Origin of the sequence: Burkholderia sp. AU6039, assembly GCF_002223365.1 — a bacterium.
In the GTDB taxonomy this organism is placed as follows: domain Bacteria; phylum Pseudomonadota; class Gammaproteobacteria; order Burkholderiales; family Burkholderiaceae; genus Burkholderia.
In genome coordinates, this window is sequence record NZ_NKFK01000008.1 from 74,094 (window position 1) to 92,992 (window position 18,899).

General features: G+C 69.2%; 17 protein-coding genes and 1 pseudogene. 16 read left to right on the top strand and 2 right to left on the bottom strand.

Annotated elements, in window-relative coordinates; translation table 11 throughout:
- From CFB39_RS36060 to CFB39_RS36080, 5 genes are all read left to right on the top strand, one after another.
- Complete coding sequence (locus CFB39_RS36060; RefSeq protein ID WP_089430075.1) at window positions 1-1,062, top strand: lactonase family protein; 1,062 nt, start codon at window positions 1-3, stop codon at window positions 1,060-1,062.
- 53 nt (window positions 1,063-1,115) lie between these two features.
- On the top strand, window positions 1,116-2,441 hold the full coding sequence (locus CFB39_RS36065) for an MFS transporter (RefSeq protein WP_089476603.1): 1,326 nt from the start codon (window positions 1,116-1,118) through the stop codon (window positions 2,439-2,441).
- A 60-nt stretch (window positions 2,442-2,501) separates the two neighbouring features.
- On the top strand, window positions 2,502-3,728 hold the full coding sequence (locus tag CFB39_RS36070) for a porin (protein ID WP_089476604.1): 1,227 nt from the start codon (window positions 2,502-2,504) through the stop codon (window positions 3,726-3,728).
- A gap of 576 nt (window positions 3,729-4,304) precedes the next feature.
- A complete protein-coding gene (locus CFB39_RS36075) occupies window positions 4,305-5,510 on the top strand; it encodes a zinc-dependent alcohol dehydrogenase (protein WP_089476605.1) in 1,206 nt (401 codons plus the stop codon).
- Window positions 5,511-5,539: 29 nt separating this feature from the next.
- A complete protein-coding gene (locus tag CFB39_RS36080; protein WP_179257789.1) occupies window positions 5,540-5,863 on the top strand; it encodes a four-helix bundle copper-binding protein in 324 nt (107 codons plus the stop codon).
- A gap of 17 nt (window positions 5,864-5,880) precedes the next feature.
- On the opposite strand, the gene CFB39_RS36085 is transcribed toward CFB39_RS36080, so the two are convergent.
- On the bottom strand, window positions 5,881-7,473 hold the full coding sequence (locus CFB39_RS36085) for an ATP-binding protein (protein WP_089476607.1): 1,593 nt from the start codon (window positions 7,471-7,473) through the stop codon (window positions 5,881-5,883).
- A gap of 299 nt (window positions 7,474-7,772) precedes the next feature.
- On the opposite strand from CFB39_RS36085, the gene CFB39_RS36090 reads away from it, so the two are divergent.
- From CFB39_RS36090 to CFB39_RS36140, 11 genes and pseudogenes are all read left to right on the top strand, one after another.
- Window positions 7,773-8,141: a chemotaxis protein gene (locus CFB39_RS36090; protein ID WP_089476608.1), complete on the top strand. Its 369-nt coding sequence runs from the start codon at window positions 7,773-7,775 to the stop codon at window positions 8,139-8,141.
- A 187-nt stretch (window positions 8,142-8,328) separates the two neighbouring features.
- A complete protein-coding gene (locus CFB39_RS36095) occupies window positions 8,329-9,222 on the top strand; it encodes a BON domain-containing protein (protein ID WP_089476609.1) in 894 nt (297 codons plus the stop codon).
- Between the two features lie 198 nt (window positions 9,223-9,420).
- Window positions 9,421-9,663 (top strand): annotated as a pseudogene (locus tag CFB39_RS41065) (response regulator); the annotation flags it as partial.
- On the top strand, window positions 9,617-10,132 hold the full coding sequence (locus tag CFB39_RS36105; RefSeq protein ID WP_089476610.1) for a hypothetical protein: 516 nt from the start codon (window positions 9,617-9,619) through the stop codon (window positions 10,130-10,132). The pseudogene CFB39_RS41065 and the gene CFB39_RS36105, both read left to right, overlap by 47 nt.
- A 155-nt stretch (window positions 10,133-10,287) precedes the next feature.
- Entirely contained in the window at window positions 10,288-11,070 is a 783-nt protein-coding gene (locus CFB39_RS36110) for an SDR family oxidoreductase (RefSeq protein WP_089476611.1), read from the top strand.
- Window positions 11,061-11,672 (top strand): HAD-IIIA family hydrolase, encoded by a 612-nt coding sequence (locus tag CFB39_RS36115; RefSeq protein WP_089476612.1) that lies wholly within the window; start codon window positions 11,061-11,063, stop codon window positions 11,670-11,672. The genes CFB39_RS36110 and CFB39_RS36115 overlap by 10 nt, the downstream gene beginning before the upstream one ends.
- Entirely contained in the window at window positions 11,669-12,871 is a 1,203-nt protein-coding gene (locus CFB39_RS36120) for a glycosyltransferase family 9 protein (protein WP_089476613.1), read from the top strand. Before CFB39_RS36115 ends, CFB39_RS36120 begins: the two co-directional genes overlap by 4 nt.
- Window positions 12,872-12,874: 3 nt before the next feature.
- Window positions 12,875-14,620 (top strand): carbamoyltransferase C-terminal domain-containing protein, encoded by a 1,746-nt coding sequence (locus CFB39_RS36125; RefSeq protein WP_089476614.1) that lies wholly within the window; start codon window positions 12,875-12,877, stop codon window positions 14,618-14,620.
- Window positions 14,617-15,618 carry a glycosyltransferase family 2 protein gene (locus tag CFB39_RS36130; protein ID WP_089476615.1) on the top strand — a complete coding sequence of 334 codons (1,002 nt, stop codon included), beginning with the start codon at window positions 14,617-14,619 and terminating at the stop codon, window positions 15,616-15,618. Before CFB39_RS36125 ends, CFB39_RS36130 begins: the two co-directional genes overlap by 4 nt.
- Window positions 15,615-16,700 carry a glycosyltransferase family 9 protein gene (locus CFB39_RS36135; RefSeq protein WP_089476616.1) on the top strand — a complete coding sequence of 362 codons (1,086 nt, stop codon included), beginning with the start codon at window positions 15,615-15,617 and terminating at the stop codon, window positions 16,698-16,700. The genes CFB39_RS36130 and CFB39_RS36135 overlap by 4 nt, the downstream gene beginning before the upstream one ends.
- Entirely contained in the window at window positions 16,690-17,640 is a 951-nt protein-coding gene (locus CFB39_RS36140; protein ID WP_089429276.1) for a glycosyltransferase, read from the top strand. Before CFB39_RS36135 ends, CFB39_RS36140 begins: the two co-directional genes overlap by 11 nt.
- Window positions 17,641-17,662: 22 nt before the next feature.
- Here the strand turns inward: CFB39_RS36140 and CFB39_RS36145 are convergent, their stop codons facing one another.
- A complete protein-coding gene (locus CFB39_RS36145; protein ID WP_089476617.1) occupies window positions 17,663-18,694 on the bottom strand; it encodes a sigma-54-dependent Fis family transcriptional regulator in 1,032 nt (343 codons plus the stop codon).
- Window positions 18,695-18,899: the final 205 nt, after the last annotated feature.

Sequence of the window (18,899 nt, forward strand, 5' to 3'; positions counted from 1 at the left end):
ATGTTTGCTTATGTCGGATCGCGCACCACGCGCGAACGAAACGCCCGCGGCGACGGGATCAGCGTCTATCGCGTCGATACCGGAACGGGGGCGCTCGAGCGCGTGCAGCTCGTCAAGGATCTGGTGAATCCGTCGTTCCTTGCGTTGAGCGCGAATGGCGAACACCTGTACACGGTCCACGGCGACCTGAGCGACATCAGCGCATTCAAGGTCGACAAGACGACCGGCCAGCTCACGTTCCTGAACCGCCAGAGCACGCAGGGCAAGAACCCCGTGCATCTCGCGATCGACCCGACCGGCCGCTACGTGGTCGTGTCGAACCACATCGGCGCGAGCCTGGCGGTGCTGCCGATCGCGGTCGACGGGACGCTGCAGGAGGTCGCGCAGCTCGTTCCGCTCGAAGGCCCGATCGGCCCGCATCGCATCGAGCAGAAGCAGGCGAAGCCGCACTTCAACCCGTTCGACCCGACCGGGCAATTCGTGATCGTGCCGGACAAGGGGCTCGACCGCGTGTTCTCGTTCCGGTTCAAGGACGGGCGGCTCGCGCCGGCCGATCCGGCGTTCGTCGTCACGCGCGAGACGGCCGGCCCGCGTCACGTCGCGTTTCATCCGAACGGCGCGCTCGCGTATGTCGTCAACGAACTCGACTCGACCGTCACGACCTATCGGTACACGTCGTCGAACGGTGCGCTGACGCCCGTGCAGATCGTGTCGTCGCTGCCGGACACGTACACCGGCAACAGCCGCGCGTCGGAGATCGAGGTCGATCCGGCCGGGCGCTTCGTCTACGCATCGAACCGCGGCGACGACAGCATCGCCGTGTTCCGCATCGACCCGGCCAGCGGCCATCTCGCGTTCGTCGCGGCCGAACCGGCCGGCGGCCGCACGCCGCGCTTCATGACCGGCACGCCGGACGGCCGCTTCATGTACGCGCTGAACGAAGACAGCGACAGCATCGTCGCGTTCGCGATCGATGCCGCGACGGGCCGCCTCAAGCCGACCGGCTTCTCGGTCGCGTCGGGCAGCCCCGTGTGCATGGTGTTCTCCGGACACCGCGCGTAATCCTTCCCGCCCCATCAGGAGACAGCCGGCGGCAGGTCCGCCGGTGCACATTCATGAATCAAGCAACCCCTATCGACGAACGCGCGCTGGTGCGCAAGATCGCGTGGCGCATCATCCCGTTCGTGTTCGTCCTCTACATCATTTCGTATCTCGACCGCGCGAACATCGGCTATGCCGCGTTGCAGATGAACAAGGAGCTCGCGCTGTCGAGCGAGGCGTTCGGCTTCGCGTCGGGCATCTTCTTCATCGGGTATTTCCTGTTCGAAGTGCCCAGCAACGTGATGCTCAACAAGTTCGGCGCACGCGTATGGATCGCGCGGATCCTGGTGACGTGGGGCGTCGTGTCGGTGATCTCCGCATTCGTGCAGGACGCGACGCAGCTCTACGTGCTGCGGTTCCTGCTCGGCGTGGCGGAAGCAGGCTTCTTCCCCGGGATCATCGTGTACCTGACCTACTGGTTCCGTGCGAAGGAACTCGCGACGACCGTCGCGCTGTTTACGGCCGCGATCCCGGTGTCGTACATCATCGGCGCGCCGCTTTCGACGTGGATCATGGATCACGTCCACTGGTTCCAGTGGAGTGGCTGGCGCTGGATGCTCGTGCTCGAAGGCGCGCCCGCGCTGGTCGGCGGGATCCTGTGCTTCCTGTACCTGACGGACCGCCCGGGCGACGCGAAGTGGCTCACGCCCGCGGAGCGCGCGTGGCTGCTGAACGAACTCGACAACGACCGCAAGGCGCGGCCGCGTGCGCAGCATCTCGGTTCGCTGAAGACGATGACGAACCCGAAGGTGTTGTACCTGTCGTTCATCTACTTCGTGTATCAGTGCGGCAGCCTCGGCGTCGGGTACTGGATGCCGCAGATCATCAAGGGCTTCTCGTCGAGGCTCTCGCATACCGAGATCGGGCTCATCGCGACGGTGCCCTACGTGGTTGCGACGATTGCGATGGTCATGTGGTCGCGTCGTTCGGACCGGCGCAGCGAACGACGCCTGCATTCGGCGATTCCGCTGGCGGTGGCCGCCGCGGCGCTGCTCGGCGCGGGCCTGTCGACGAACCCGTACGTGTCGATCGCGATGATCAGCCTGAGCCTCGCGGGCCTGTACGCGTTCAAGTCGCCGTTCTGGGCGCTGCCGACGCTGTTTCTCAGCCGCTCGACCGCGGCCGTGTCGATCGCGGTGATCAACTCGATCGGCAACCTCGGCGGCTTCGTCGGGCCGTTCATGATCGGCTTCGTCAAGGGAGCGGGGCAGAGCGCGACCCCTGGACTGCTGTTTCTCGCGGCGCTGCTCGTCGTGTCGTTCCTGATGACGTTCTTCATTCGCGTTCACGAACAGCCGGCCGCCGACACGCCGTCGAACGTGGTGAACCAGACCCATTGACACGATGAAGCTCAATCCGGCGGCGAGCCGGAACATATAACCGAAGGAGGAGATCGATTGATGAAGAAGCTTTCATTTTGCTTGGTTGTACTGAATTCAGTGCCGGCGATCGCACTGGCGCAAAGCAGCGTGACGTTGTACGGGATCATCGACAGCGGCATCAATTACACCAGCAATGTGCAAACGGCGCGAACGGCGGCCGGCCCGGTCGGTGGTCATCAGATCGCGATGATCGAAGGCGGATCGGCCGGCCTGCAGGGGAGCCGCTGGGGGCTCAAGGGCAGCGAGGATCTCGGCGGCGGTCTCAAGGCACTGTTCGTGCTGGAGAGCGGTTTCTACAGCAATAGCGGCGTGCTGAACCAGGGCGGTGCGATGTTCGGGCGGCAGGCGTATGTCGGCCTGGGCCATCCGGTCGGCACGGTCACGCTCGGGCGCCAGTACGATCCTGTCGTTGACTTTTACGGGCCGTTCCTCGCCGCGCCGCAGTGGGGCGGCTACATGACCTCGCATCCGGGCGACCTCGACAACGCGTTGAACACGCGACGCATCAACAATTCGATCAAGTTCCGCAGTGCCAGCTACCGCGGGCTGACGGTCGAAGCATTGATGAATCTCGGCGGCACCGCCGGGTCGTTCTCGACCAACTGGATCTGGGGCGCCGGCGCGTCGTACGCGGCGGGGCCGTTTTCGATCGGCGCGGGCTACCTGAACGTCCGCAACCCCAACACGTCGTTCTTCGGCGCGAATCCGAATGCCGGCCCGGCGACAAGCAACAACCTCGGCAGCGCCGGCAGCGCGAGTGCGCCGGAGAACAACCCCGTGTTCGCCGGCTATGCGTCGGCGAACCGGCTCGAAATCGCCGGCGTCGGAGCGGGCGTGACGCTGGCCGCCCTCAGCGTCAATCTCGCGTATTCGAATACGCGCTTCGAGGGGCTGGGCTCCGCGTCGGGGCCGAATGCGCTGCGTTACGCGGGCACCGCGGCGTTCAACAACGTCGAGATCAACGCGAAATACCAGTTTACGCCGTCGTTGCAAGCCGGCGTCGCCTACGACTACACGAGAAACGGCGGTGCCGGCGGCAAGGGCGGCGCGAATTACAACCTGTTCAGCGCGGGTGTCGATTATTTCCTGTCGAAGCGTACCGACGTTTATACGGTTGCCGTGTTCGAGAAGGCGAGCGGGACGGACTCGCTCGGGCAGCCCGCGGTTGCGCAGATCACCGGATTGACACCGTCCGCGACTGACAAGCAGGTTTCGCTTCGGGTCGGGGTGCGGCATAAGTTCTGAGCGAGCAGTGGCGGGCGCCGGGTGTGCTGGGCGGAGCGGCTCAATGAGCGTCCGCGAATAGCCCTTTACTTCGATACACCGGCTGAGCGATTTCATCAAGCTGTTGCATCGACGGGTTGAATCCACCGTCATCATCGTCTTCGCGTGGCACGACCTGACGCGCGTCGATCCCTGACGACCATTGCGGGGGCGTTCGCGTTGCTCGCCGCCCAGCGGCACGGCGATCATGTCCTTCTCGATGACCTGTCCCAGCCGGATCCCGGCATTGAATTCGCGCGCGACGACGTCGAATGCTTCGTCCGTGACGGTCATGTCGATGGTCGCGTCGGGATAACGCACCGCAAAGCTTGCCAGCCACGGGCCCGACAGGAAGGGCTCGGCAATCGACGTGGCCGAGAGCCGAAGATGGCTGCGCGGCGCGGCGCGTCCGTCGTGCCTCAACGACGCCCTTGGCGCCGTGACGGACGAATGCTCTCCGCACCGCGGAGAGCATTCAGGCCAGGCCCGTCAGGGCTCATTCCTTGCTCGATTGTTTTCTCGGTAGTTCCGAGAACGTTCGAACAAGGAGGGCCTGACATGAAAGCAGTCGTATTTCACGGTATCGGCGACATTCGCATCGACACGGTGCCCGATCCCGAAGTCACCGACGCGACCGACGCGGTCGTGCGCCTGACGGCCAGCGCGATTTGCGGCACCGACCTGCACATGGTGCGCGGCACCCTCGGCGGGATGAAGCCGGGCACGATCCTCGGCCACGAGGGCGTCGGCATCGTCGAGACGGTCGGGCGCGACGTGCGCAACCTGCGGCGCGGCGACCGTGTGCTGATTCCGTCGACGATCGCATGCGGCAGTTGCGCGTACTGCCGCGCGGGCTACACCGCGCAATGCGACGTCGCGAACCCGGGCGGCCCGCGTGCGGGTACCGCGTTCTTCGGCGGTCCGGCCGCGAGCGGCGCGTTCGACGGGCTGCAGGCCGAGTACGCGCGCACGCCGCTTGCGCATGCGAGCCTGATTCGGCTGCCGGATGCGATCGACGACGATCGCGCGATCCTGATGTCGGACATTTTTCCCACCGGCTATTTCGGCGCGCAGCTCGCGGAAGTGCGCGCGGGCGACACGGTCGCCGTGTTCGGCGCGGGGCCGGTCGGCCAGTTCGCGATCGCGAGCGCGAAGCTGATGGGCGCCGGGCGCGTGATCGCGATCGACCGCGTGGCGTCGCGCCTCGAGATGGCGTGCGCGCAAGGCGCGGAGATCGTCGATTTCGCGGAGGACGACCCGGTCGAGACGGTGCTGCGGCTGACGGGCGGAATCGGCGTCGATCGCGTGATCGACGCGGTGGGCGTCGACGCGATGCGCGCGACGCACGGGCCGGCCGCGGCCGATCGCGACGCGGCGCATGCATTCGATGCGGAAGTCGAGGCGATCGCGCCGCACCGCAAGCCGGACGGCCGCAACTGGGTGCCGGGCGACGGGCCGTCGCAGGTGCTGCAATGGGCGGTGCGCGCGGTCGCGAAAGCCGGCACGGTCGCGGTGATCGGCGTGTATCCGCCGGCGGCGCGCGTGTTCCCGGTCGGCGATGCGATGAACCGCAACCTGACGATCAAGATGGGCAACTGCAATCATCGAACGGTGACGCCGCCGCTCGTCGAGCTCGTGCGCAGCGGCGCATTCGACCCGCTGTCGGTGCTCACGCGTTGCGAGCCGCTGACGAATGCGATCGATGCCTATCGCGCGTTCGACACGCGCGAGCCGGGCTGGATGAAGGTGAAGCTGACGCCGTGACGATGCCAACCGAAACCGGGAGGACTGCGATGAACGACCCCTACGACAACTGCATGGCCGCTTGCGACGCGTGCGCCCACGCCTGCGATGCCTGTACGGCCGCGTGCCTCGCCGAGCGCGACGCGCAGGCGCTGGCCGACTGCATCGCGCTCGACATCGAATGCGCGCAGCTGTGCCGCTTCGCGTCGGGCGCGATGGCGCGCCGCAGCGTGCTCATGCCCAGCATCTGCGCGCTGTGCGCGCAGGCATGCGACTTGTGTGCGGCGGAATGCCAGCGGCATGCACACGATCATTGCCGCCGCTGCGCGCTCGCGTGTGAAGCATGCGCGGCGATGTGTCGCGCGGTGGCTTGAGCACGTGAGCACGGCGGTCACGGTGTGCGGCGAACCCGGCGTGCGACGCGCTGCAGCAGCGCGTCGAGCACGGTGATTTCGACGGGCTTCACGAGGTGCTCGTCGAAGCCTGCGCGTGCGGTGCGCTCCAGGTCCGCCGCGCTGGCGTGTCCCGACAGCGCCACGCAGGTCGTGTCGCGCAGCGCGTCGATCGCGCGCAGTTCGTGCAGGAGCGTGAAGCCGTCGACGTCGGGCATCGTGAGGTCGAGGATCATCAGCTGCGGGGCGTAGTCGCGGGCGAGCGCCACGGCGTCGTGCGCGTTGTAGGCGACGCGCGGCGCGTGCCCCTTCACCTGCAGCAGCACGGCGAGCGTGTCGGCCGAATCGCGATTGTCGTCGACGATGACGATACGGAGCGGCGTCGTGTCCGTCTGCGCGGACTTGACCGGCCCGCGCACGTCGCCGCGGGTCGCGCGCGCCATGCGGTCGATCGGCAGCCGCACCGTAAACGTCGCACCGTGACCGGGCCCGGCACTTTCGGCCGAGATGCGCCCGCCGTGCAGTTCGACGAACGTCCGGCAGATCGCGAGACCGAGCCCGAAGCCGTCGGTCGGCCGCCGGCCCGCCCCGCTTTCCTGCTCGAACAGGTCGAAGATGGTTTCGAGCGCGTCGCGCGCGATGCCGACGCCACGATCGGTCACGCGGATCGCGACGACCGGCCCCTCGATCGTGGCGCCGACGTCGATGCGTCCGCCGAGCGGCGAGAACTTCGACGCATTGTCGAGCAGGTTGTGCAGCACCTGGACGAGCCGCGCATCGTCGCCGTGCAGCGGCACGGCATCGGCCGGCAGATCGACGTGGATGTGCTGCCCGCGCGCGGCCAGCTTCGGCTGGATGCTTTCGACGCCGCGGCACACGATGTCGCGCACGGTAATGGGGCGGTCGTTCAGCTCGAGCTTGCCGGCGGTGATGCGCCCGACGTCGAGCAGGTCGTCGACGAGCCGCGTCAGTTGCGTGACCTGACGATGCACGGCGTCGCGGCACTGCGCGAGCGCGGGGGCCGGGTTGGCCAGGCTCTGCAGCACGCCGACCGAGTGGCGCAACGGCGCGAGATGGTTGCGCAGTTCGTGCGCGAGCATTGCGATGAACACGCTGAGCCGGTGCGTCGACGCTTCGAGCTCCTCGAGCCGCTTGCGCTCGGTCATGTCGCGCGTGATCTTGATGAAGCCGCAGAGCTGGTTCGAGTGATCGTGCACGGGCGTGATCGTCACGTTCGCCCAGAACTGCGAGCCGTCCTTGCGCACGCGCCAGCCTTCGTCCTCGAAGTGGCCGTTGGCGGCCGCTTCGGCGAGCCCGAGCGACGGCCGGCCGGCCGCGATCGCGTCGGGCGGATAGAAGCGCGAGAAGTGGTGGCCGACGATCTCAGCGGCGCGATAGCCCTTGATGCGCGCGGCCCCCGCGTTCCAGGTCGCGACGTTGCCGTACGGGTCGAGCATGAACACCGCGTAGTCGGTGATCGACTCGACGACCGTCTGGAACCGGAACTCGGCGAAGCGGTGCAACAGGTCGCACGCCTCGGATTGCCCGAGCGGCGGGGGAGGCGAGCGAGGATTGAGGTCGTCTTTCATCATCGGAGCGGCTTGTCGAAGACGGGCGGGCAAGCGCCGCCCGGCCGCCGTCGGGCGGGCCGGCGGCGGCGGTACGGATCGGATTGGCACCCCGAAAGCTTAGGGGATTGGCACCCCGAAAGCATAAGGGAACTCAATTTGGCTGATCAATGGGTGCGCATCGGTTGTGCCGATCGCCATTCCGGCCGCGCGCAATCGGTTCCGGTGCGCGGCGCGGCACGCCGATTGCATGCGCTTGCGATCCGCCAGCCGCGCCGCGTGGGCCGGCTGCACGCGGCCGCGAGCCTCGCAAGGAGAACCACATGAACAGCACGCTGAACCCCGACAACGAACCGTCCGGCCCGGACGACGACAATGCCAGCCGCGGCCGCGACGGCCGCGCACTGGGGCCGAGCGACTCGTCCGACAGCGGCAGCGACACGGCCGGCGCGCGGCGTCATCCGTTCGACGTTGATTCGCCGCTCGACGATCACGCGCTCGAACGCGGCGATGCGTCGCTCGACAGCGATACGGATCGTGCGGGCACCGGTGAGCGCGCGTCGGCGGACGGCGATTCGACGCTCGACGAGGGCATGGACATCAAGCCGGACCGTACCGAGCGGCTGAGCGAGCCCGGTCGCACGACGGAACCGGATGACGGGGACGAAGCGGGCGATGACGGCACGCCGTGACGCCCGGCACGCAAAAACTGCAATCGCATTGCAGATTCTCGCGTCCGGCAGCCGATCGACGTCGCGATGCGCGTCCGTCTTCCATCGGCCACCACGGCGGCACGCGACTTGCATTCGACCTGACCGACGCGCGCCGTGACCCGGCATGGGGCCGTGCACGGCGCAGGCGCGCTCAAGGAGGGACACGATGCAACGACGATATCCCGGACGGCACGGCGAACGCGGTTGCCCGCCCGACTGGCAGGAGCGCAACGAACGCGCGACCCGAGGCGCCGGCGAGCGCGGCATCCCGGACGATCCGGCGCGATGGCCGGAAGCGGGCGACGAGTCGGCGTACCGCCGCTTCGCGAGCGAGGACGTCGGTCCGGAAGACTGGGGCAGCGAATGGAGCGAACGCGCGGCGCGGCCGGTCGGCCAGCGGCGCGTCGGGGCCGAGGCGGGCTGGCAGCGCGATTTCCCGCGCCAGCCGGCGCGCGAACCCGAGCCCGGCTACGGCGAGCGCGACTATCGCGCGCAGGGCCGTGACTGGGGGGAAAGCCAGTACAGGGAAGGCCCGTACCGCGGCGTTCCCCCGGCGTTTCGCGGGCATCACCGGATGGGCGAATACGACCGCGACCGCGCCTATGGCGATCCGCGCGACGTTCCGCGCTACCGCGGCGACGCCCCCGACTTGTCGCGGTTCGGCAGCGACGCCGAACGCGACGCGCTGCGCAATCGTCGCGGGCCGAAAGGCTATACGCGCTCGGACGAGCGGATCCGCGAAGATGTGTGCGAGCGGCTCGCGCATGCACTCGACATCGACGTGAGCGACGTCACGGTGCAGGTGCAGGACGGCCGCGTCGAACTGGACGGCACGGTGCCGGCGCGATGGATGAAGCATGGCATCGAGGATCTGGCCGACGGCTGCATGGGCGTGCGCGACGTCGAGAATCGCGTGCGGGTTCGGCGTGACGAGGGCGAGCACGATTCGGGGATGGTGCTGCATCCCGACCAGCGGACCGTGACGCCGACGCAGCCCGCCGTGCTCGATCCCGAGCCGGGCACCGTCGGTCGCGACCGCGAGCGCAAACCGCACCACTGAGCGCTCGTGCATGAACCGGCGCGCCCCGAACCGCCCCCCGCACGCATGACGACGGGAACCGACGATACGCCGCCCGGGCGGTGCTCGTGATCGTCGTCGTCATCGGCAAGTACGGCGGCGGCTTCGTCACGTTCGCGATCGATGCGGCCTGCCCGGCGCGTGCTTACGCGCCGGCGGATGCGTTGCCAGCGGCGCGTCATTCGCCAGATCGACGCCGCGCGCGATCGGGAAGGCTGCGCGCCGCTCGAGGGCGTGGCGCTGTCCGGCCACGCGCGCGAGCGCGACCGCACGCGCGCGGTCGAGGCCGGTTTCCACGCTTACCTGACCAAGCCCGCCGCAACGGCCGACCTGATCGCGACGTTGCGCGCACTCGCCTTTTCCTCTGGAGAAACCCATGTCGAATCCGCCACCCGAAGCGCTGACCGGCCGCCGCGCCGGTAGCGCGTTTGTCGACCGCCAGACCGCGGTCGCCGCGGTCGAACTGCTGCTGCCGAGCCTGTCTGCCGCGCTGCAGAGCGACTTCGTCGGCGACAGCGGCTGCCTGCACATCGTGATCATGGATCCCGCGCTCGGGCCGCGCGACACGCCGTTCGAGGACGCGATCCTGTACGAGTTCTCGTTGCCCGACCCGAAGGACTGGGACGCCGACTACCGGGCGTATGCGCGCGCGAAGGCGCGGCTGTCGTGGGAAACGGGCCGCGACGGCCACGTCGTGCAGGTGCTCGAGCCGTACCGGCTGCGCGCGGGCGATACGAACCTGTGGGGCGGGGTCGCGCTCGGCGGGATCGTGGTCGGCGTGTCGGGCGCGCAGCCGTGGTTCGACGAGGCGTTCGCCGGCTGCATCGCGCACTACCTGCGTGCGCTCGCGAAGCGCCGCGCGCAGGCGACGCCGGACGCGCTGGCGATCTGAGCATGGCCGGCCGGGGCGGTTTTTACAGCAGCTTATAAAAAAGCGTGCGAGCGCGTGCAGACGCGCGAGGTGGCACGCGCGCCGGCAAGCCGGCACGGTTCTCGCTGTATCTCCTGCACCGACGCTTGTCGCGACAAGCGTCCCAGCCGGTCCGGATGCGTCCGGACGTTTGCAAGGAGGTGCAGGTGAACGACGTCAAACACGATTCGCCCCAAGCGCCGCTCGCCGGCCGCGTCGTGCTGGTGACCGGCGGCGGCCGCGGGCTCGGCGAGGCCATTTGCGAAGACCTGGCGCGGCACGGTGCGCACGTGGTCGTCGCCGATCTCGACGGCGACCGCGCGGCCGCCGTCGCGCAGCGGCTCGAACGGCACGGCGGGCCGGCGGTCGGCCGGCCGCTCGACGTGCGCGACGAGGCGTCCGTGCTGCAGGTCGTGCACGACGCGCGGGAAGCGCTCGGCGATCTCGACGTGGTCGTCAACAACGCGGCGATCGACGTGACCGCGCCGATCGACGACGTGAGCGTCGACGCATGGCGGCAGGTGCTGATGACGAACCTGCTCGGCCCTTACCTGATGTGCCACGCCGCGGTGCCGATGATGAAGGCGCGCGGCACCGGGCATATCGTCAACATCGCGTCGACCGCGTCGAAGCGCGCATGGCCGAATGCGTCCGCCTATCACGCGACGAAGTGGGGGCTGCTCGGCCTGTCGCATGCGCTGCATGCCGAACTGCGGCCGGCCGGCGTGAGCGTGTCGGCGATCGTCGCGGGCGGGATGCGCACGCCGTTCCTGCTCGACCGCTTCCCGGACATCGACGCGGACACGCTGCAGCCGGCCGAGAACGTCGCGGCCGCCGTGCGCTTCGTGCTGATGCAGCCGCCCGGCACGGTGGTGCCGGAAGTGATGGTGCTGCCGATGAAGGAGACGTCATGGCCTTGACGCGCGAAAGGGGGCTGCCCGGCGCCGTGCTGATCGACAAGGACGGCACGTTGCTCGACGACGTGCCCTACAACGTCGATCCGGCGCGCATGCGCCTCGCACCGGGCGCGGCACGTGCGCTGCGCACGCTCGGCGCGACCGGCATGCCGATCGTGGTCGTCTCGAACCAGCCGGGCGTCGCGCTTGGCCGCTTTACCGAAAACGAGCTTGGCGCGGTCCGCCGGTGTCTCGCCGAACTGTTCGAAGCAAACGGCGCGACGCTGGCGGATTTTTTTTACTGCCCGCATCACCCGCGCGGCAGCGTGCCGGCCTATACGGTTGACTGCGTGTGCCGCAAGCCGCGCCCCGGCATGTTGCGTCGCGCGCTGGCCATGCTGGGCGTCGTCCCCGAATGGAGCTGGATGATCGGCGACATCCTCGACGACGTCGCGGCCGGGCGCGCCGCGCGCTGCCGCACCATCCTCGTCGACTGCGGGCACGAGACCGAATGGCGCACCGACGCCTCGCGATCGCCGCACCACGTCGTCGATCGCGTCGACCTCGCGGCCGACATCGTCGCGCGCGAAGCCGTGCGGCGGCACGGCACGTGGGGGCGGCGATGAACGCCGCGTGGCGTCGCGCGCGCCGCATCCTGTGCGTGCGGCTCGACAGCGTCGGCGACGTGCTGATGACGACGCCCGCGTTGCGCGCGCTGAAGGAAAGCGGCGAGGGTCGCCGGCTCACGCTGCTGACGTCGCGCACGGGCGCCGCGCTGGCGGCGCACCTGCCGATGGTCGACGACGTGTGGACCTACGATGCGCCGTGGGTCAAGCACCCCGACGTGCGCGGCGATCCGGTCGCCGATCTCGACATGATCGACCGGCTGCTGGCCGGCCGTTTCGATGCGGCCGCGGTCTTTACCGTCTACAGCCAGAACCCGTTGCCCGCCGCGATGATGTGCTGGCTGGCGGGCATTCCGCTGCGGCTCGCGCATTGCCGCGAGAACCCGTATGAACTGCTGACCGACCGTGTGCCGGAAAGCGAACCGGAGTCGCACGTGCGGCACGAGGTGGCGCGGCAGCTGGCGCTCGTGCGCGCGATCGGCGCCACGACGTCGAACTGGCGGATGGCGTTCGAGCCGGGCGACGCGGCGCGGCGTGAGGTGAGCGCGCGGTTGCAGGCCACGTTGCAGCGCATCGGCGGCCCACGCCGGCCGGGCGCGCCATCGGGGCGCTGGCTAATCGTGCATCCGGGCGCGAGCGCGGCGTCGCGTCGCTGGCCGGCCGAGCGCTTCGGCGAGGTGGCCGCGAGCGTCGCGCCGCTGTTCGACGGCATCGCGGTGACCGGTAGCGAGAGCGAGCGCGCGCTGGTCGACACGGTGTGCGCCCGCGCGGGCCCGCGTGCGGTGCCGTTGGCGGGCGTGCTGTCGCTCGGCGAACTCGGCGCGCTGATCGAGACGGCCGACCTGCTGCTGTCGAACAATTCCGGCCCGGTGCATCTCGCGGCCGCGCTCGGCACGCCGGTGGTCGATCTCTATGCGCTGACCAATCCGCAGCACACGCCCTGGCGGGTGCCGCACCGGGTGCTGAACGTCGACGTGCCATGCCGCAACTGCTACCGCAGCGTGTGCGACCAACCCGGCCATCCGTGCCTGCGCGCGGTGAGCGTCGACGATGCGGTCGCCGCCGTGCACGCGCTGCTGCGCGGTCGCATGCGCCATGCGCGGCGGGCGGCCGTGCGGGCCGCCCTGCACGGTGACGGGCCGGTCGACGCGAGCCCGTCGAACGTGATTCCGTTCTCGCCCGCCATCACGAGGAGCTGACGCATGCCCGAACCGATCCATACGCTCGGCATCAACGCCGCCTTTCACGACAGTGCCGCGTGCCTCGTGCGCGACGGCATCGTGATCGCGGCCGCCGAGGACGAACGCTTCACGCACGTGAAGCATGCGAAGCGCCCGGTACCGTTCTCGACCTGGGAGCTGCCCTACCATGCGATCGACTACTGTCTCGCGGAGGCCGGCATCGCGCTCGCGGACGTCGACCACGTCGCGTATTCGTACGACCCGTGGTTCGAGCTCGACCGCGACACGGCCGAGCCGTCGCTGACCTTGCCGCTTTCGCCGTCGGCGCACGCGCCGCGCAACGGCGGCGCGTCGCCATGGCATCCGCTGTTCCTGTCGTCGATCGTGAACGCGCCGCGCCAGCTCGCGGGCGGTGCGCCGCACCACCTGCAGCGGCGTTTTCGCGGCGTCACGCACGACGGGCCGTTCCGCTGGCATTTCGTCGAGCACCATCTCGCGCACGAGGCGAGCGCGTTTCTCGCGGCGCCTTTCGCGCGCTGCGCGGTGATGACGATGGACGGGCGCGGCGAGCGTGCGACGACGAGCTACGGCGCGTTCGACGGCCGGGCGTACCGGCGGCTCGGCCAGGTCAACCTGCCGCATTCGCTCGGGTTGCTGTACGAACGCGTGACGCGCTACCTCGGCTTCCTGCACTCGTCCGACGAGTACAAGGTGATGGCGCTCGCGTCGTACGGCAAGCCGGTGTTCGCCGACGCGATGCGCAAGCTGGTGCGCTACGACGGCGACGGACGCTACGCGATCCTCGACGGCGATCTCGTCGCGCTGTTCGGCCCGCCGCGCGAACGCGGCGGCCCGATCGAGCCGCATCACTGCGACATCGCGCATGCGTTGCAACTGGTGCTGGAGGAAACGGCATTGCAGGCGGTCGACTGGCTGGCCGCCGGCACCGGCGAACGACAGCTCGCGATGGCGGGCGGGGTCGCGCTGAACTGCGTGATGAACGCGAAGATCCGCGATCGCGGCCCGTTCGACGACGTGTGGGTGCAGCCCGCCGCCGGTGACGCCGGCACCGCGCTCGGCGCGGCGCTGTGGACCGACTTCCGGATGCGCGGCGAGCGCGGCGCGTGGCGGATGGATCATGCGTATCTCGGGCCGTCATACGGTGACGACGCGATCGAGGCGTTCCTGAAGGACGCCCAGCTGCCGTACCGGCGGCTGGCCGACGTCGCCGCGCAAACGGCCGCGCTGCTCGCGGCGAACCGCGTGATCGGCTGGTTCCAGGGGCGCATGGAGTTCGGCCCGCGCGCGCTCGGCGCACGCTCGATCCTCGCGTCGCCGACCGATCCGGACATGCAGCGCAAGCTCAACAAGATCAAGGATCGCGAGGATTTTCGGCCGGTCGCGCCGGTCGTGCTCGAAAGCAAGGCGCATCACTGGTTCCGCGGCGGACGGCGCACGCCGCTGCGCGCGCCGTTCATGCTGTTCGTGTACGACGTCGCGCCCGGCGCGGAGGCGACGATTCCGGCCGTGCGCCATATCGACGGCACCGCGCGCGTGCAGACCGTCGACGAAGCGCAGCATCCGCTGCTGCACGCGTTGCTGACCGAGTTCGACGCGCTCACCGGCGTGCCGGTGCTCGTCAACACGTCGTTCAATACCCGCGGCGAGCCGATCGTCTGCACGCCGCGCGACGCGCTCGAATGCTTCTGGACGTCGCCGCTCGACGCGCTCGTGATCGGTTCGTTCCTGCTGGAGAAACCGAGATGAACGCGCGCGACACGCAGCGGCCGCCGGTCGTGTCGGTCGTCGTGCCGACCTACCGGCGGCCCGACCTGCTCGAACGCTGCCTCGACGCGCTGTGCGCGCAGGTGTTCGACCCGACGACCTACGAGATCATCGTGGTCGACGACGACGCCGCCGGCAGCGCGCGGCCCGTCGTCGAGCGGTGCCGTGCGCGCGTGACCGACGTGCCGGCGATCCGCTACATGACCGCGCCCGCCACGCAGGGGCCGGCCGGTGCGCGCAACGTCGGCTGGCGCAGCGCGTGCGGCGCGTTGATCGCGTTCACCGACGACGACACGATTCCCGATCCGGCGTGGCTGCGCCACGGCACGGCCGCGTTGCTGGCCGAGCCGACCGCGTCCGCCGCCGCGGGCCGCATCGACGTGCCGTTGCGGCCGCACCCGACCGACTACGAACGCGACGCGGCCGGCCTCGCGCATGCGGAATTCGCCACGGCGAACTGTTTCGTGCGGCGCGTGGCGCTCGAACGGGTCGGCGGCTTCGACGAACGCTTCACGCGCGCCTGGCGCGAGGACGCGGACCTGATGTTCGCGTTGCGCGAACACGCGGGGCCGATCGTCGACGCCGATGCGGCGTGTATCGTGCATCCGGTGCGCCCGGCGCGCTGGGGCGCGAGCATCGGCCAGCAGTCGAAGGTCTATTTCGACGCGCTGCTGTACAAGAAGCACCGCGCGACCTACCGCCGCCATATCCGGCCGGTGCCGCCGTGGCATTACTACGCGGCTGTGCTCGCCGCGCTCGGCGCGCTCGTGTGCTTCGCGGCCGGGTGGCCGGCGCCGGGCGTGGCATGCGCGGCGGCCTGGGCCGTGTTGACGGCGGCGTTCTGCGTGAAGCGCCTGCGCGGCACGCGGCTCACGCCGTCGCACGTGGCCGAGATGATCGTCACGTCCATCGCGATTCCGCCCGTGTCGCTGTACTGGCGCATGCGCGGCGCGCTTCATTTCCGGGTCCTGTTCCTATGACGACCGAACCTGCCGACTTCGAGCGCGTGCGGCGCCCGGCGCGCATCGCGGTGTTCCGTGCGCTGCAGCTCGGCGACATGCTGTGCGCGGTGCCCGCGTTGCGCGCGCTGCGGCGCGGCGAACCCGACGCGCGGATCACGCTGATCGGGCTGCCGTGGGCGCGCGAGTTTGCGTCGCGCTTCTCGGACTATCTCGACGGTTTCATCGCGTTTCCCGGTGCGCCGGGGCTCGGCGAACAACCGGTGCCCGACGCAGCCACCCGTGAAGCGTTCATCGCCGAGTGCCGCGCGCGGGATTTCGACCTCGCGATCCAGCTGCACGGCAGCGGCACGACCACCAATGCGATCGTCGCGTCGCTCGGGGCCACGCGCACGGCCGGCTTCGTGCCGGCCGACGGTGGCGCGACCCGGCTCGACCACACGCTCGCGTGGCGGGACGACGAGCCCGAAGTCACGCGTTACCTGGCGCTGATGCGCGCGCTCGGCTACGCGGAATGGGGCGACTACCTCGAATTCCCGCTCGGCGGCCTCGATTACGCGTTGTGGCACGTGCTGTGCGACGAGCATGCGCTCGATCCGGGGCGCTACGTGATCGTGCATCCCGGTGCGCGGATGGCGTCGCGGCGCTGGCCGGTCGACCGCTTCGCGCTCGCCGCTCGGCAGCTCGCCGGCGACGGCTGGCAGATCGTGTTGACCGGCACGCGCGCGGAACGGGCGCTGGCCGGTGCGTTCGCCGAGCATCTCGCGCGGCCCTGCGTGAACCTGTGCGGCCGCACGCCGCTCGGCGCGCTTGCCGCGCTGATCGGACGCGCACGGCTGGTCTTGTGCAACGACACGGGCGTGTCGCACGTCGCGGCGGCGCTCGGCACGCCGAGCGTGGTCGTCGCGTGCGGCAGCGACACGGCCCGCTGGGCGCCGCTCGACCGCGCGCGTCACCGCGTCCTCGCGAACTATCCGGCGTGCCGGCCGTGCATGTTCGACACGTGCCCGTATGGGCACGAATGCGCGCTGGCGATCGGGGTCGGCGACGTGATCGAGCAGGCGGGCGAACTGCTGGCGGAGGAGAGGCGTCATGTCACGTAAGCGGCTGCGCGTGCTGACCTGGCACGTGCATGGCAATTACCTGTATTACCTGTCGCAGGCGCCGCACGAGTTCTTCATCGTGACGAAGCCGCACGATCCGCCCGGCTATGCGGGCCGCGTCGGGCACCTGCCATGGGGCGACAACGTGCACGAGGTGCCGGCGGAGTGCGTGCGCGACACCGCATTCGACTGCGTGCTGTACCAGCATCAGAAGCATTACGAGCACGACCGGCTGCGGCTGCTGAGCGACGACCAGCGTGCGTTGCCGACCCTGTTCGTCGAGCACGATCCGCCGCGCGGGCATCCGACCGATACGCTGCATCCGGTGCAGGATCCGAACGTGCTGCTGGTGCACGTGACGCCGTTCAACGCGCTGATGTGGGACAACGGCGTGACGCCGACGCGCGTGATCGAGCATGGCGTGCTGATGCCCGACCACGTCGCGTATCACGGGACGTTGCCGAAAGGCGTGACGGTCGTGAACAACCTGGCGCGCCGGGGGCGTCGCCTGGGCGCCGACCTGTTCGAGGCCGCGCGTCACAGCGTGCCGCTCGAACTGGTCGGGATGGGCTCGGCCGAGCTGGGCGGGATCGGCGAGGTGCCGAACCCGGCGCTGCCGCACTTCCTGTCGCACTACCGGTTCTTCTTCAATCCGATCCGCTATACGAGCCTCGGGCTCGCGGTGATCGAGGCGATGATGATCGGGATGCCGATCGTCGCGCTCGCGACGACCGAGATGGCGCTGCTCATCCGGAGCGGCCGCAACGGCATGGCCGATACGCGGCCGGCCGTGCTGATCGATGCGATGCGCATGCTGATCCGCGATCCCGATCTCGCACGCGAGTGGGGCGCCGCCGCGCGACGCGACGCGTGCGAGCGCTTCGGCATCGAGCGGTTCGTGCGCGACTGGGACGCGGCGTTGCACGACGTCGCGACGTGAGTCGCACGCGTGCCGCGCGGGCTCAGGGAGTCGGTGCGTCGGGCGGGTTCGGCACGTTCGGCACGTTCGGCACGTTCGACGTGCCGGTTCCGCGAAACGCCTCCCGTTCATGTTCGGGCAGGAGCGCGAGCCGGTTGTACAGCGTCTTCAGGCTGATGCCGAGCGCTTTCGCGGTGCGCGGCTTGTCGCCGTTGAAATGCCGCAGCGACGCGACGATGAAGCGCTGCTGCGTGTGCGCGAGCGTCGTGCCGATATGCAGCGTGATCGCGTTGTGACGACATTCGTCGCGCGGTGGCGCACGGCGCGGCAACTGCAGCTCGATCTGCTCGTCGGCGAGGATGAACGCGCGCTCGAGCGTATTGCGCAGCTCGCGCACGTTACCGGGCCACGTGTAGGCGCGCAACGCCTTCATCGCCTGGATGGACAGCCGTTTTCTCGTGCGGTGCCGCGCGTTCAGCCGCTCGACGATCTGCAGCGCGATATCGTCGACGTCGTCCTCGCGCTGCCTGAGCGCGGGCACGTGCAGCGCGACCGTCGCGATCCGGTAGAACAGGTCCTCGCGCAGCCGCCCGCTGCGCACGGCCTCGACCGGGTCGTGATGGGTGGCGGCGACGATCCGCACGTCGAGCGGGATCGATTCGTGGCCGCCGACCCGCACGATCGTGTTCGACTCGAGCGTGCGCAGCAGCTTGACCTGCAGCTCGGCCGGCATTTCGGCGATCTCGTCGAGAAACAGCGTGCCGCCGCGCGCGGCCTCGAACATGCCGACGTGCTGGGCAACGGCGCCGGTGAAACTGCCTTTCTCGTGACCGAACAGGTGCGATTCCGCAATGTCGTGAGGAATCGCGCCGCAATTGACGGGAACGAACGGCCCGCGGCGGCGTGGGCTCATGTCGTGCAGGAGCCGCGCGACGATGTCCTTGCCCGCGCCGCTTTCGCCGACGATCAGCACGCCGACGCGCGTCACGGCCACGCGTGACACCTTCAGCAACAGGGTCTGGATCGTACGCGAGCGGCCGAAGAGCCGCGTGCCGTCATCGACGGATTTCGACATGGTGTGATATCGAATGGGAAGATTTGACCGAATGCGTCGAGACCAGGTGAAAAAATGACGTGGCATGCGTCACCGTTTTCCTGTATCGAGAATACCTTTTATATTGACGGTGAGACATTGAATCTGCAATGCGGGCCGCGCGGCCGGATAGATTTATTCGATAGGCGGGGAATGCGCGACACCATTCTTCTATACTGCTAAGCGT

Excerpts from the sequence above, each read along its gene's own strand:
- CFB39_RS36060 (WP_089430075.1), top strand. The coding sequence starts at position 1 with ATGTTTGCTTATGTCGGATCGCGCACCACGCGCGAACGAAACGCCCGC.
- CFB39_RS36065 (WP_089476603.1), top strand. The coding sequence starts at position 1,116 with ATGAATCAAGCAACCCCTATCGACGAACGCGCGCTGGTGCGCAAGATC.
- CFB39_RS36070 (WP_089476604.1), top strand. The coding sequence starts at position 2,502 with ATGAAGAAGCTTTCATTTTGCTTGGTTGTACTGAATTCAGTGCCGGCG.
- CFB39_RS36075 (WP_089476605.1), top strand. The coding sequence starts at position 4,305 with ATGAAAGCAGTCGTATTTCACGGTATCGGCGACATTCGCATCGACACG.
- CFB39_RS36080 (WP_179257789.1), top strand. The coding sequence starts at position 5,540 with ATGAACGACCCCTACGACAACTGCATGGCCGCTTGCGACGCGTGCGCC.
- CFB39_RS36085 (WP_089476607.1), bottom strand. The coding sequence starts at position 7,473 with ATGATGAAAGACGACCTCAATCCTCGCTCGCCTCCCCCGCCGCTCGGG.
- CFB39_RS36090 (WP_089476608.1), top strand. The coding sequence starts at position 7,773 with ATGAACAGCACGCTGAACCCCGACAACGAACCGTCCGGCCCGGACGAC.
- CFB39_RS36095 (WP_089476609.1), top strand. The coding sequence starts at position 8,329 with ATGCAACGACGATATCCCGGACGGCACGGCGAACGCGGTTGCCCGCCC.
- CFB39_RS36105 (WP_089476610.1), top strand. The coding sequence starts at position 9,617 with ATGTCGAATCCGCCACCCGAAGCGCTGACCGGCCGCCGCGCCGGTAGC.
- CFB39_RS36110 (WP_089476611.1), top strand. The coding sequence starts at position 10,288 with ATGCGTCCGGACGTTTGCAAGGAGGTGCAGGTGAACGACGTCAAACAC.
- CFB39_RS36115 (WP_089476612.1), top strand. The coding sequence starts at position 11,061 with ATGGCCTTGACGCGCGAAAGGGGGCTGCCCGGCGCCGTGCTGATCGAC.
- CFB39_RS36120 (WP_089476613.1), top strand. The coding sequence starts at position 11,669 with ATGAACGCCGCGTGGCGTCGCGCGCGCCGCATCCTGTGCGTGCGGCTC.
- CFB39_RS36125 (WP_089476614.1), top strand. The coding sequence starts at position 12,875 with ATGCCCGAACCGATCCATACGCTCGGCATCAACGCCGCCTTTCACGAC.
- CFB39_RS36130 (WP_089476615.1), top strand. The coding sequence starts at position 14,617 with ATGAACGCGCGCGACACGCAGCGGCCGCCGGTCGTGTCGGTCGTCGTG.
- CFB39_RS36135 (WP_089476616.1), top strand. The coding sequence starts at position 15,615 with ATGACGACCGAACCTGCCGACTTCGAGCGCGTGCGGCGCCCGGCGCGC.
- CFB39_RS36140 (WP_089429276.1), top strand. The coding sequence starts at position 16,690 with ATGTCACGTAAGCGGCTGCGCGTGCTGACCTGGCACGTGCATGGCAAT.
- CFB39_RS36145 (WP_089476617.1), bottom strand. The coding sequence starts at position 18,694 with ATGTCGAAATCCGTCGATGACGGCACGCGGCTCTTCGGCCGCTCGCGT.